The organism is Amycolatopsis keratiniphila subsp. keratiniphila (genome assembly GCF_001620365.2).
Taxonomy (GTDB): Bacteria; Actinomycetota; Actinomycetes; order Mycobacteriales; family Pseudonocardiaceae; genus Amycolatopsis; species Amycolatopsis keratiniphila.
Genome location: NZ_LQMT02000022.1, coordinates 52,805 through 64,785 on the forward strand (window position 1 = coordinate 52,805; position 11,981 = coordinate 64,785).

Annotated in this window: 12 protein-coding genes; 10 read left to right on the forward strand and 2 right to left on the reverse strand. The window is 68.2% G+C overall.

What is annotated here, in order from left to right; genetic code table 11:
• Positions 1 to 103: 103 nt before the first annotated feature.
• Positions 104 to 2,398 (reverse strand): (Fe-S)-binding protein, encoded by a 2,295-nt coding sequence (locus AVR91_RS22710; RefSeq protein ID WP_063275342.1) that lies wholly within the window; start codon positions 2,396 to 2,398, stop codon positions 104 to 106.
• A gap of 151 nt (positions 2,399 to 2,549) precedes the next feature.
• On the opposite strand from AVR91_RS22710, the gene AVR91_RS22715 reads away from it, so the two are divergent.
• From AVR91_RS22715 to AVR91_RS22725, 3 genes are read left to right on the forward strand one after another with little or no spacing between them, the layout of a single operon-like run.
• On the forward strand, positions 2,550 to 2,876 hold the full coding sequence (locus AVR91_RS22715; protein ID WP_063275343.1) for a DMT family transporter: 327 nt from the start codon (positions 2,550 to 2,552) through the stop codon (positions 2,874 to 2,876).
• A complete protein-coding gene (locus tag AVR91_RS22720) occupies positions 2,877 to 3,437 on the forward strand; it encodes a TetR/AcrR family transcriptional regulator (RefSeq protein WP_016338154.1) in 561 nt (186 codons plus the stop codon).
• 22 nt (positions 3,438 to 3,459) lie between these two features.
• Positions 3,460 to 3,894, forward strand: coding sequence for a GNAT family N-acetyltransferase (locus tag AVR91_RS22725; RefSeq protein WP_063275344.1), 435 nt, complete (start codon positions 3,460 to 3,462; stop codon positions 3,892 to 3,894).
• 69 nt (positions 3,895 to 3,963) lie between these two features.
• Here the strand turns inward: AVR91_RS22725 and AVR91_RS22730 are convergent, their stop codons facing one another.
• Positions 3,964 to 4,503, reverse strand: coding sequence for a YbhB/YbcL family Raf kinase inhibitor-like protein (locus AVR91_RS22730; RefSeq protein ID WP_063275345.1), 540 nt, complete (start codon positions 4,501 to 4,503; stop codon positions 3,964 to 3,966).
• Positions 4,504 to 4,664: 161 nt separating this feature from the next.
• On the opposite strand from AVR91_RS22730, the gene AVR91_RS22735 reads away from it, so the two are divergent.
• The 7 genes from AVR91_RS22735 to AVR91_RS22765 all read left to right on the forward strand — a co-directional run bounded on the left by AVR91_RS22735 (position 4,665) and on the right by AVR91_RS22765 (position 11,945).
• Positions 4,665 to 5,432 carry a DUF4097 family beta strand repeat-containing protein gene (locus AVR91_RS22735; protein WP_063275346.1) on the forward strand — a complete coding sequence of 256 codons (768 nt, stop codon included), beginning with the start codon at positions 4,665 to 4,667 and terminating at the stop codon, positions 5,430 to 5,432.
• 26 nt (positions 5,433 to 5,458) lie between these two features.
• A complete protein-coding gene (locus tag AVR91_RS22740; RefSeq protein WP_063275347.1) occupies positions 5,459 to 6,130 on the forward strand; it encodes a DUF4097 family beta strand repeat-containing protein in 672 nt (223 codons plus the stop codon).
• Positions 6,127 to 7,533, forward strand: coding sequence for an alpha/beta hydrolase (locus AVR91_RS22745; protein ID WP_063275348.1), 1,407 nt, complete (start codon positions 6,127 to 6,129; stop codon positions 7,531 to 7,533). The genes AVR91_RS22740 and AVR91_RS22745 overlap by 4 nt, the downstream gene beginning before the upstream one ends.
• 166 nt (positions 7,534 to 7,699) lie before the next feature.
• Positions 7,700 to 9,571 (forward strand): molecular chaperone DnaK, encoded by a 1,872-nt coding sequence (gene dnaK, locus AVR91_RS22750; RefSeq protein ID WP_016338148.1) that lies wholly within the window; start codon positions 7,700 to 7,702, stop codon positions 9,569 to 9,571.
• A complete protein-coding gene (grpE, locus tag AVR91_RS22755; RefSeq protein ID WP_063275349.1) occupies positions 9,568 to 10,305 on the forward strand; it encodes a nucleotide exchange factor GrpE in 738 nt (245 codons plus the stop codon). Before dnaK ends, grpE begins: the two co-directional genes overlap by 4 nt.
• 33 nt (positions 10,306 to 10,338) lie before the next feature.
• The gene (gene dnaJ, locus AVR91_RS22760) at positions 10,339 to 11,511 is read left to right on the forward strand and encodes a molecular chaperone DnaJ (RefSeq protein WP_063275350.1); all 1,173 of its coding nucleotides are present in this window, start codon (positions 10,339 to 10,341) and stop codon (positions 11,509 to 11,511) included.
• Positions 11,512 to 11,516: 5 nt separating this feature from the next.
• Positions 11,517 to 11,945 carry a heat shock protein transcriptional repressor HspR gene (locus AVR91_RS22765; protein WP_063275405.1) on the forward strand — a complete coding sequence of 143 codons (429 nt, stop codon included), beginning with the start codon at positions 11,517 to 11,519 and terminating at the stop codon, positions 11,943 to 11,945.
• The last annotated feature ends 36 nt before the right edge of the window (positions 11,946 to 11,981 follow it).

Below are 11,981 nucleotides of genomic sequence, written 5' to 3' on the forward strand. Positions count from 1 at the left end.
CGCCGAACGGGTAATGGAACGAAATGGTCCCCATCCGGATAAAACAAGAGGGAACATTCTCTCGCATTATGTGCGAGAGAATGTCCCCTCCGGGTGTGACGTTCTACTTGTCTTCCTCGGGCAGCGGAGTTCCGGTGGCCGTTTCGTCGGTCGGCACGTCGGCCTTTCCGTCGAGTTCGGCGTCCGAGACCGCGTCCAAAGAGGGCGCACCCGCCGGCACCAGTTGCGGCTCCGGCTTCCGCTTGACGGCGGTCAGCAGCAGCTGGGCGACGTCGACGACCTCGACCTTCTCGCTCGCCTGCCCGTCGCTCTGGCGCGCGGTGACGCCGTCGGTGAGCATCACGCGGCAGAACGGGCAACCGGTCGCGATCTTCGAAGGTGCGGTGCCGAGCGCTTCGTCGACGCGCTCGACGTTGATCCGCTTGCCGATCTTCTCTTCCATCCACATCCGCGCGCCACCGGCACCACAGCACATCGAGCGGTCGCCGTGCCGCGGCATCTCGCGCAGCTGCGCGCCCGAAGCGCCGACGAGCTCACGGGGAGCGTCGTAGACCTTGTTGTGGCGGCCCAGGTAGCACGGGTCGTGGTAGGTGACGTCCTCGGCGACCGGGGCCACCGGGGTCAGGTGCTTCTCCCGCACCAGGCGGTTGAGCAGCTGCGTGTGGTGCACGACGTCGAACTGGCCGCCCAGCTCCGGGTACTCGTTCGCGAGGGTGTTGAAGCAGTGGGCACAGGTGACGACCACCTTGCGCGCCTTGCGTTCGCGGCCCTCGAAGACCGAGTTCAGGATCTCGACGTTCTGCTGCGCCAGCATCTGGAACAGGAACTCGTTGCCCGCGCGGCGGGCCGGGTCACCGGTGCAGGACTCCTCCGAGCCGAGCACGGTGTACTTGACGCCCGCGATGTGCAGCAGCTCCGCGACGGCGCGCGTGGTCTTCTTCGCGCGGTCCTCGAACGCGCCGGCGCAGCCGACCCAGAAGAGGTACTCGGTGTCGCCGAGGTCGCCGTCGAACACCGGCACCTCGAAGTCCAGGTCCTCGGTCCAGGCGAGCCGGTCCTTGGCGTTCTGGCCCCACGGGTTGCCCTTGTTCTCGAGGTTCTTGAACATCCCGTTGAGCTCGCTGGGGAACGCGGACTCGATCATCACCTGGTAGCGGCGCATGTCGACGATGTGGTCGACGTGCTCGATGTCCACCGGGCACTGTTCGACGCAAGCGCCGCAGGAGGTGCAGGACCACAGCACCTCGGGGTCGATGACGCCGCCGTCGTCGCCGACGAGCGCCTTCTGTGACTCCGCGATCGCGAGAACGTCGATACCCGCGTACATGTTGTCGCCCGACAGGCCGATTTCGTCGCCCGCCATGTCGCGCTTGCCGCCTGCGAGCAGGTACGGCGCCTTCGCGTACGCGTGGTCGCGAAGCTGCGTGATGACGAGCTTCGGCGAAAGCGGCTTGCCGGTGTTCCACGCGGGGCACTGCGACTGGCAGCGGCCGCATTCGGTGCAGGTGGAGAAGTCCAGCCAGCCCTTCCAGCTGAAGTCCTCGATCTTGCCGACGCCGAAGGTGTCCTCGTCCGGGTCCGCCTCTTCGAGGTCGAGCACCTTGCCCTTGCTCATCATCGGCTTGAGCGCGCCCAGCGCGACGCCGCCGTCGTCCTCGCGCTTGAAGTAGATGTTGAAGAAGGCGCTGAACCGGTGCCAGGCGATACCCATGGTCATCGTGCGCGCGATGACGAACAGCCAGATCGTGGCACTCATCAGCTTGACGAAGGCGAACACCGAGACCAGGTTCGGACTGGCAGGCAGCAGCTCACCGATCGGGTGCGAGACGAACGCCGCCCAGATCGGGGTTTCGTGGACGTTCATCGCGGACTTCGCGGCGCGGACACCGATGATGCCGATGCCCTCGATGAGCACGACGGCCTCGATGAAGTACGCCCACTTGAAGTTGGAGCCCTGGAACCGGGACTGGCGGTCGGCGCGGCGCGGGTGGTTCTTCTGGCGGATCCCGATCAGCACCAGGGCGCCGACGATGGTGCCGACCCCCAGCACCTCCATGAGCAGCTGGAACAGCGACCAGTCGTCGAGGATGGGCCAGCCCCAGGTGGGGACGAAGACTTCGCCGTACGCCTCGAACAGGGCGAGCGACCCGAGCAGGAAGCCCCACATGACGAGCCAGTGCGCGGCGCCGACGCTGCGGATCTTGTTCATCCGGGTGTGCGCGGCGAATTCCTTGATCAAGGTCTTCATGCGCGGCACGAACGGGCCGTTGCGGGTCGAGTCGGGCTGGCCGAGGCGGATCACCCGCACGAAGCGGGCGATGGTCGCGAAGAACATTCCCCAGGCGACGACGCCGAGCAGGACCGAGATCCCGCCGAGCGTCAGCTGTACAGCGCCCATCGTCGGGTGCCTTTCGTCCGTGAAGCGTGTGGTGGTTCGGGCAGACTAATGCTTCTTACTGATGGGTAACCCACTGACCGCGCCCAAGTCCCACCGATGTGGTGTACGCCTCTCTTGGTTTTAAGACGATCGTCCAGGTAGTTTTTGTGACATGGGTGCGTACTTCCTCCTCGCTTTCGCCATCGCCGCAGAGGTAACCGCCACGGTCTCGTTGAAACTTTCGGAGGGTTTCAGCAAGGTGGGGCCGTCGATCGTCGTCGTGACCGGATACGCCGTCGCGTTCGTCGCGCTCGCGTATGTACTGAAGGCGGGCGTGCCGGTGAGCGTCGCGTACGCGATCTGGGCGGCGGCCGGGGTCGCGCTGGTGGCGGCCGTCGGGATGGTGTTCTTCAAGGAGCCGGTCAACCTCTCGGTGATCGCCGGCCTGGTACTGGTGGTCGGCGGTGTCGTGTTGATCGAGGCAGGGAGCGCGCACTAAGTGAAGATCCAGGTCGACGGCCGCAAGGCCAGGGGCGAGAAGCGGCGTGAGGAGATCATCGCGGCCGCGTTGCGGGTGATCGAACGGGACGGAGTCGCGGGCGTCACCCATCGGACGGTCGCCGCCGAAGCGGGTGTGCCGACGGCTTCGACGACCTATCACTTCTCGAGCCTCGACGATCTGCTGATCGCCACCCTCATCTCGTGCGCGCGGGATATGGCGACCGAGGTCTACTGGATGATCGACCGCGCCCGCTCGCGCGGCAGCCGCGGCGCGGAAGAGGTCGCCGGGCTGCTCGCGGAGGCGCTGGGCCCGCGCCGCGGGCGGACGATGGCGGAGTACGAGCTGTACCTGCTGGCCGCGCGCAAACCCGAGCTGCGGCCCGCCGCCCGGCGCTGGCTGGACGTGCTCACCTCGATGGTCCGGCACGACGACGAGGTCGCGTTCCGGGTGTTCCTCGCCGGGATCGACGGCCTGCTGATCCAGGGCCTCATCGACGACGAGCCGCCGTCCGCGGAAGAGCTGCGGCCGGTGGTGGACTATCTGCTGAAACCTCGTTGACCTGCTGGGTAGCGTTCGGCTCATGAGGATCGTCGGCGCGTACGAACTGGATGACGACCCGGCACGGGTGGACCTCGACGTGGTGTGGAAGCACCTGTCCACCGGCGTCTACTGGGGCAAATGGCGAGACCGCGAGCAGGTCGAGAAGGTCTTCAGGAACGCTTGGCGCGTCGTGGGCGCGTACGAGGCTTCGAGCGGTCGTCTGGTCGGCTTCGCGAGGGCGTTCTCGGACACCATCGGCAGCGCGTATCTCGCGGACGTCTTCGTCGTCGACGAGGCACGCGGCGCGGGGCTCGGCAAGGAACTGGTCCGGGAGATGATCGACAACGGGCCGGGCGCGGAGTTCCGGTGGATGCTGCACACCGCCGACGCGCACGGGCTGTACCGGCAGTTCGGCTTCGGTGACCCGCCAGAGGGGCAGTACATGGAGCGGGGCCGGGCGAACGGGCAGGTCTGAAGGGGACCTTCCCCGCATGAGACGTGGTGAAAGCGTCCCTCACCGCATGCCATGCGGGGAAAGCGTCCTTCAGCCCTTGTTCTCGTGCAGGGCCGTGAGCGACGCCCGGGCGATCGCGTGGCTGAAGAGGTTGAAGCCGAGGAAAGCCGGCGTAGCGTCTTCGCCGACTTCCAGCTTTTCGACGTCGACGGCGTGCACCGTGAAGATGTACCGGTGCGGCCCGTGTCCGGGCGGCGGGGCGGCGCCGAGGAACTGCTTCACGCCACCGTCCCCCTTCAGGGTGACTGCGCCCTCCGGCAGACCGGAGCCCGCTTCGTCACCCGCGTTCGCGGCCAGCGCGGTCACCGACGCGGGGATGTCGAAAACCGCCCAGTGCCAGAACCCGCTCGCCGTCGGGGCGTCGGGGTCGTAGCAGGTGACCGCGAAACTCTTGGTCTCCGCGGGGAAACCCTCCCAGGACAGCTGCGGGGAACGGTCCTCGCCGCCCGCGCCGAAGATCCCGGAAAGCTGGGGCGTCGGCAGGAAGCCGCCTTCCTCGATGTCGGTGCTGCTCAAGGTGAAGGCAGGCAGATCGGGCAAAAAGTCGTACGGATCGGGTGCCTGCGGCATGCGTCCTCCTGGTCGTTGAACAGATGACGGAGCCAGGTTATGACCCCGAGAGCCCTGGTGCGGGTTCAGGGACGAATCCGGGGGTTACCCCTATGTCCAACCCGCCGCGCTGCCCTTAGCGTCGAGCTACACGAAAACCTGCTCTGGAGGGACTCAAGACCATGGCGCGCCCACTCCTCGCGATCGGAGGCATCGCGTTGATCGGCGTCGGTGTCCTCACCGGCCTCGGCTGGTGGTGGCCGTCCGGCGCGGAGGCCACCTCGGAGGTGACCCAGCCGATCCGCAGCGTGCGGATCGACAACGACGAGGGCCGGGTCAAGATCCGCACCGGCGAGGGGCCGGTCCGGATCCACCAGGAGTTCGAGTACCGGTGGAACAAGCCGGGCGACTCCTTCCGTGTGGAAGGCGACACCCTGGTCCTCGCCGACTGCGGCACCACCTGCGAGGTCGGCTACGACGTGGTGGTCCCGGCCGGTGTCCCGGTCTCGGGCAAGCTGGACTCGGGGGCGCTCGACATCGCCGGAGTGTCCACTGTGGACGTCATGGTCGATTCCGGTGCCGTGTCCGTCACCGACGTGCCGGGCACCGTCAAGGTGCGATCCGACGCCGGTCGCGTCGAGTTGGCGAACATCGGCCAGGCCGTCACCGTGCAGGCGGCTTCCGGTGCCATCAAGGGGGAACGGCTCGGCGGCAACGTCGAGGCCCGCACCGACAGCGGCCGCATCGAACTCGAACTGCTCAAGGGCGCCGACGTCACCGCGCAGACCGACAGCGGTTCGGTCGAGGTCACCGTCCCGCCCGGTGAGTACAACGTCACCGGCGGCTCCGGCAGCGGACGCCGCGACATCGACGTGAACCAGTCCGGTTCGGCACAGCACAAGCTCGATCTCAACACCGACAGCGGAAGCGTCAAGGTCCAGGCGGCCTGACCGACTTATCGGGGGAATACTTTCTCATGGGGAACAAGGAGAAGCGCGTCCTCGGCGCGCTCGCTCTCGGCGCGCTGACCGCCTTCGGGATCGTCGGCTGCACAGGGGAATTCCAGCAGAAACTGAGTGACGGCGCGCCCGTCACCGAGCAGATCACCGCGATCCGGGTGGACGTCCCGGTCGGCGGGGTCACGCTCCGGGTCGAGGACGGCGCGCCCGTCTCGCTGCGCCGTGAAGTGACGTACACCGGCAAGAATCCCGGAAAGACCTACAGCGTCGAGAACGGCACGCTGGTCCTCGGCGGCTGCCAGCAGTGCGGCGTGGATTACGACGTCGTGGTGCCGCGCGAACTGGCGATTTCCGGGTCCATCGGCACCGGCGAGATCACCCTCGCCCGCGCCGCCTCGGTCGACCTGAAGGGCGACGTCGGCGATTTGAAGGTGCTGAGCACGTCCGGGCCGGTCAACCTGCGCACCGGCACCGGCGACATCGAAATCGGGCTCGCGAAGCCGGGCGCGGTCACCGCGAACGCGGAGGTCGGCAAGGTCGTCGTCACCGTTCCCGACGGCGCGTACCAGGTCCGTGCGAAGGCGGAGGTCGGCAAGGTCGAGACCGGCGGCGTCCGGCAGGACCAGGCTTCGGCGAACGTCCTGGACCTGGTGTCCGGCACCGGCTCGATCACGGTGAAGCCCGCATGAAGACCGTTGCCGCCGTCGCCGCGCTGACCTTGCTTCCGCTCACCGCGCCGGCGGCGTCCGCCGCGTCCGGGATCGACTGGAAACCGTGCGCGACCGAGTACGCGCCGACGCTGGAATGCGCGAACCTCCGGGTGAGCGGTGGATTTTCGATCGCGCTGGCGAAACTGCCCGCGACCGATCCCGCGCGCCGCATCGGTTCGCTGCTGACGAATCCCGGCGGTCCCGGTGGCTCCGGGGTCACCGTGCTCAAGTACGGCGGCCGCGGTTTCGCGCTCGACAAGCCGGAAATGGCCGAAGTGCGGCAGCGGTTCGACGTCATCGGATTCGATCCGCGCGGCGTCGGCGAAAGCACGCCCGCGATCACCTGCGGGCCGGATCTGCACGATCCGGCGGTCAGCCGGTTCCCGCGGAGTCGCGCCGATTACGACAGGCTCCTCGCGCACAACCGCGCGTCGGGCGAGGAATGCCTGAAGCGGACCGGGCGCACCTTGTCCTCTGTGGACACTTGGCACGCCGCGGACGACATCGAAGCGATCCGTGGCGCTCTCGGCGAGCCGAAGGTGAACTGGCTCGGCGTCTCCTACGGTTCCGAACTCGGCGCCGTGTACGCGGAGAAGTACCCGGACCGCATCCGGACGATGGTGCTCGACGGCGCCGTCGACCACTCGCGGACGACCAGGCAGGCGGTCCTCGAAGAAGCCGTCGCGACCGAAGGTGCGCTCAAGGACTTCGCGAAGTGGTGCACGACGTCGGCCGAGTGCGTGCTTCGCGGCAAGGACGTCCTCGCCACCTACGACGCCTTGATGCGGACGCCCGGTGGCGTGCCGTCGAAGCAGCTCGGGCGGAACGTGACCGCCGAGGAGATGGCGTCCGGGGTCTACGGCAACCTCATCCTGCCCGCGTTCTGGCCCGGCCTGGCGAAGGCGATCGACGCCGCGAAGGCGGGCGACGCGGACGGATTGCTGCCGTACTCCCAGCTCGACCCGTCCTACGGCGCGTACCGCTCGATCGGCTGCCACGACTTCGGCTCGCCGTTCACCTCCTACGCCGACATGAGGGCGATGCAGGGCCTGGTGAAGGCGCTCTCGCCGCACGGCTGGCGGTACTCGGAGTTCTGGGACATGGCGAGCGGGTGCGCGGGCTGGCCGGTGCCGCCGGCGTACCTGCCGCGGCCGCAGAAGGTGATCGGCGCCGCGCCGATCCTCGTGGTCGGCGGTGAACACGATCCGGCGACGCCGCTCGTTTGGGCGAAGGGGCTCGCGAGGAACATCGAGAACTCGACGTTGCTCGTCGACGCCGGGTACGGGCACACGGGCCTGCTGAACTCGGCCTGTGTGCGCACCGAAGAGACGAAGTACCTGGTGAGCGGCGTCACACCCGCTCCGGGCACGGTCTGCCGGTAGCCCGGGAACAAGACGGCCGTGCCGCACGTTGAGCCGGATACAAGGTTGAGTGAGGGTGACTCAAGTCCGGCTTGACGGAAGCCCCACCATCCCGATACAACTTGCGTTGAGCCCACTCAAGGTGGGCGAGAACGTGCAGGTCACGAACTAGCAGGAGGATCACACCATGGCGCGAGCGGTCGGCATCGACCTCGGCACGACCAACTCGGTCGTCGCTGTCCTTGAGGGCGGCGAGCCGACGGTCATCGCCAACTCGGAAGGTTCACGCACCACCCCGTCCATCGTCGCCTTCGCCAAGAACGGCGAAGTGCTGACCGGTCAGCCGGCGAAGAACCAGGCCGTGACGAACGTCGACCGGACCATCCGGTCGGTCAAGCGGCACATCGGTACCGACTGGAAGACCGAGATCGACGGCAAGGCCTACACCTCGCAGGAGATCAGCGCCCGCGTGCTGATGAAGCTCAAGCGCGACGCCGAGGCGTACCTGGGCGAGACCATCACCGACGCGGTCATCACCGTCCCCGCCTACTTCGAGGACGCGCAGCGGCAGGCCACGAAGGAAGCCGGGCAGATCGCCGGTCTGAACGTGCTCCGCATCGTCAACGAGCCCACCGCGGCGGCGCTGGCGTACGGCCTCGACAAGGGCGAGAAGGAACAGACCATCCTGGTCTTCGACCTCGGTGGCGGTACGTTCGACGTCTCGCTCCTGGAGATCGGCGAGGGTGTCGTCGAGGTCCGCGCGACCTCCGGTGACAACCACCTCGGCGGTGACGACTGGGACGAGCGGATCGTCACCTGGCTGGTCGACAAGTTCAAGTCGTCCAACGGCATCGACCTCACCAAGGACAAGATGGCGCTCCAGCGCATCCGTGAGGCCGCCGAGAAGGCGAAGATCGAGCTGTCCAGCTCGAACTCGGCCAGCATCAACCTGCCGTACATCACCGTGGACGCGGACAAGAACCCGCTGTTCCTCGACGAGCAGCTCTCCCGCGCCGAGTTCCAGAAGATCACCTCGGACCTGCTCGAGCGCACCCGCAAGCCGTTCAACAACGTCATCCGTGACGCGGGTGTCGCCGTCGGCGACATCGACCACGTCGTGCTCGTGGGTGGTTCCACCCGGATGCCGGCCGTGTCCGAGCTGGTCAAGGAGCTGACCGGCGGCCGCGAGCCGAACAAGGGCGTGAACCCGGACGAGGTCGTCGCGGTCGGCGCGGCGCTGCAGGCCGGTGTGCTCAAGGGGGAGGTCAAGGACGTCCTGCTGCTCGACGTGACCCCGCTTTCGCTGGGCATCGAGACCAAGGGCGGCGTGTTCACCAAGCTCATCGAGCGCAACACCACGATCCCGACCAAGCGTTCGGAGATCTTCTCCACCGCGGACGACAACCAGCCGTCGGTGCAGATCCAGGTGTTCCAGGGTGAGCGCGAGATCGCCGCGCACAACAAGAAGCTCGGCATGTTCGAGCTGACCGGTCTCCCGCCCGCCCCGCGTGGCGTGCCGCAGATCGAGGTCACCTTCGACATCGACGCCAACGGCATCGTGCACGTCCTCGCGAAGGACCTGGGCACGAACAAGGAGCAGTCGATGACGATCACCGGTGGCTCCGCGCTGCCGAAGGACGACATCGAGCGCATGGTCAAGGACGCCGAGGCGCACGCCGAGGAGGACAAGCAGCGCCGCGAGGAGGCGGAGACCCGCAACCAGGCGGAGACGCTGGTCTACCAGACCGAGAAGTTCGTCAAGGACAACGAGGACAAGCTGCCCGACGAGCTCAAGGGCAAGGTGAAGTCCGCGATCGACGAGGCCAACGAGGCGCTCAAGGGCACCGACTCGGCGAAGATCCGCGAGTCCATCGAGAAGCTGAACACCGCTTCGCAGGAGCTGGGCACCGCGCTCTACGCCAACGCCACCCCGGGCGCCGAAGGTGCCGCCGGTGAAGGCGCCGCCGGTGCGGCGGGCGCGGGCACCGGTTCGCAGGCCAAGGCGGACGACGTCGTCGACGCCGAGATCGTCGAAGAGGACGAGAAGGACAAGAAGTGACGGGACGCTACGACGAAACCGAGGGCCGGGGCCCGGAGGAACCGGTGGTCGTGCGGGACCGTAGGCGGATCGACCCGCTGACCGGCGAGATCCGCCCGGCCGCCCCGGCCGCCGAACCCCAGGACGGCCCGAAGCACGCCGCCCCGGCCGAAGAGGCCACCGAGCCGGAGCCCGCGGCACACGCGGGCCCCGGCCTCGGGGAGTCCATTGTGGACGACTCCGTGTCGGTGGCCACCGGTCTGGAGAAGGAGCTGGCGGAACGCACCGCCGACCTCCAGCGCCTCCAGGCGGAGTACGCCAACTACCGCAAGCGCGTGGACCGCGACCGCGAGCAGGTAGTCGTCGGCGCGAAGGCGTCGGTCGTCGGCGACCTGCTTCCGCTGCTCGACGACCTCGAGCGCGCGGAGCAGCACGGCGATCTGACCGGTGCCTTCAAGGCGGTCGGCGAGAAGCTGGTCGGGAGCCTGCAGCGGTCGGGCCTCGAAGCGTTCGGCGCCGAGGGCGAGCCCTTCGACCCGAGCGTGCACGAGGCGGTGCAGCACAGCACGTCTCCGGACGTCACCGGGCCGACGGTCACCATGGTCATGCGCCGCGGTTACCGCTTCGGCGAGCGCGTGCTGCGTCCGGCGATGGTCGGGGTCACCGACCACGAGCCGGGTGGCGCCCCGGTGGACCCGCCGGTGGGCGGCGAGCTGCCGCTCGAGGGCGAACTTTTCGATGAGAACAACCGCTGATCGGCGATACGGCGTGAAAGGAGGAGACGTTCGGTGAGTGCACGGGAATGGATCGGTAAGGACTTCTACCGTGAACTGGGCGTCTCCTCCGACGCCACCGCGGACGAGATCAAGAAGGCCTACCGCAAGCTGGCCAAGGAGAACCACCCCGACGCCAACGCGGGCAACGCGGAGGCCGAGAAGAAGTTCAAGGCGGTCTCCGAGGCGTACGGCGTGCTGTCCGACACGTCCAAGCGCAAGGAGTACGACGAGGCTCGCCGCCTCTTCGGCTCCGGCGGTCCCGGTGGCTTCGGCTTCCCGGGCGGTGGTGCCGGCGGCGGGTTCGACGTCGGCGACATCTTCGGCCAGGCGGGTCAGCAGCAGGGCGGCTTCGGCGGTCTCGGCGACATCCTCGGTGGCCTCTTCGGCCGCCGCGGTGCCGCGGCCGGTGCCACGGCGAACCGGCCGCAACGCGGTGCCGACGTGGAGACCGACGTCCGGATCGACTTCGCCGAGGCGGTCAAGGGCGCGACCCTGCCGCTGCGGCTGTCGAGTCCGGCGACCTGTTCCACCTGCGGTGGCAACGGCGCGAAGCCGGGGACCTCTCCGCGGACGTGTGCGACCTGCCAGGGCAGCGGGCTGGTCAGCCGCAGCCAGGGCGCGTTCGCGTTCTCCGAGCCGTGCCGCGACTGCCGCGGCCGCGGCAAGATCATCGACGACCCGTGCCCGGAATGCGCGGGCGAGGGCATCAGCACCCGCACCCGCACCCTGACCGTGCGGATCCCGCCGGGCGTCGCCGACGACCAGCGGATCCGGCTGGCAGGCCAGGGCGAACCGGGCCGTGGCGGCGCGCAGCCGGGCGATCTGTACGTCCGGGTGCACGTCGCTCCGCACGCGTTGTTCGGGCGCAAGGACCTCGACCTGACGATCACCGTGCCGGTGTCCTTCGCGGAACTGGCCCTCGGCGGCACGATCACCGTGCCGACACTCGAGGGCAAGGTCTCGCTGAAGGTGCCGCAGGGTACGGCGAGCGGTCGCGTGCTTCGCGTGCGCGGCAAGGGAATCGCGAAGCGTGACGGCTCGCAGGGCGATCTGCTGGTCACCCTGCAGGCGGCCATCCCGGCCAAATTGGACGACAAGGCCCGTGAGGCGCTGGAGGCCTACGCGGAGGCCATGGTCGGCCACGATCCGCGACCGGAGATCACCGAACTTCTCGAAGGCAGGTGAGCACGATGTTCGGCGGGCTGCCGCACGGTGCGGACGAGGACACCCCGGTGTTCGTCATTTCGGTGGCGGCGCAGCTTTCCGGCCTGCACGCGCAGACCCTGCGGTCCTACGACCGCCAGGGTCTCGTGTCGCCGGGCCGGACCTCCGGCGGTGGACGCCGTTACTCGATGCGGGACATCGCGTTGCTGCGCGAAGTGCAGCGACTGTCCCAAGAGGACGGTGTCAACCTCGCGGGCATCAAGCGGATCATCGAGCTGGAGAACCAGGTCGACGCGCTCCGCTCGCGGATCGCCGAACTGACCGAGGAGCTCACCGCGGCGTACCTCGCCGCCGAACAGACGGCCGCGGCCGTGCACGCCTCGTACCGCAAGGATCTCGTTCCCCTGCGGCAGCAGACGGCGCTCGTGGTCTGGAAGCCCAAAAAACGCAGTTAGTCCTCTAAATGCTCCGGGCGCCGGCCCGCGCGAGTA

Bases quoted from the DNA above. Each gene is read 5' to 3' on its own strand.
- AVR91_RS22710 (WP_063275342.1), bottom strand. From the start codon at position 2,398: ATGGGCGCTGTACAGCTGACGCTCGGCGGGATCTCGGTCCTGCTCGGC.
- AVR91_RS22715 (WP_063275343.1), top strand. From the start codon at position 2,550: ATGGGTGCGTACTTCCTCCTCGCTTTCGCCATCGCCGCAGAGGTAACC.
- AVR91_RS22725 (WP_063275344.1), top strand. From the start codon at position 3,460: ATGAGGATCGTCGGCGCGTACGAACTGGATGACGACCCGGCACGGGTG.
- AVR91_RS22730 (WP_063275345.1), bottom strand. From the start codon at position 4,503: ATGCCGCAGGCACCCGATCCGTACGACTTTTTGCCCGATCTGCCTGCC.
- AVR91_RS22735 (WP_063275346.1), top strand. From the start codon at position 4,665: ATGGCGCGCCCACTCCTCGCGATCGGAGGCATCGCGTTGATCGGCGTC.
- AVR91_RS22740 (WP_063275347.1), top strand. From the start codon at position 5,459: ATGGGGAACAAGGAGAAGCGCGTCCTCGGCGCGCTCGCTCTCGGCGCG.
- AVR91_RS22745 (WP_063275348.1), top strand. From the start codon at position 6,127: ATGAAGACCGTTGCCGCCGTCGCCGCGCTGACCTTGCTTCCGCTCACC.
- dnaK (WP_016338148.1), top strand. From the start codon at position 7,700: ATGGCGCGAGCGGTCGGCATCGACCTCGGCACGACCAACTCGGTCGTC.
- AVR91_RS22765 (WP_063275405.1), top strand. From the start codon at position 11,517: ATGTTCGGCGGGCTGCCGCACGGTGCGGACGAGGACACCCCGGTGTTC.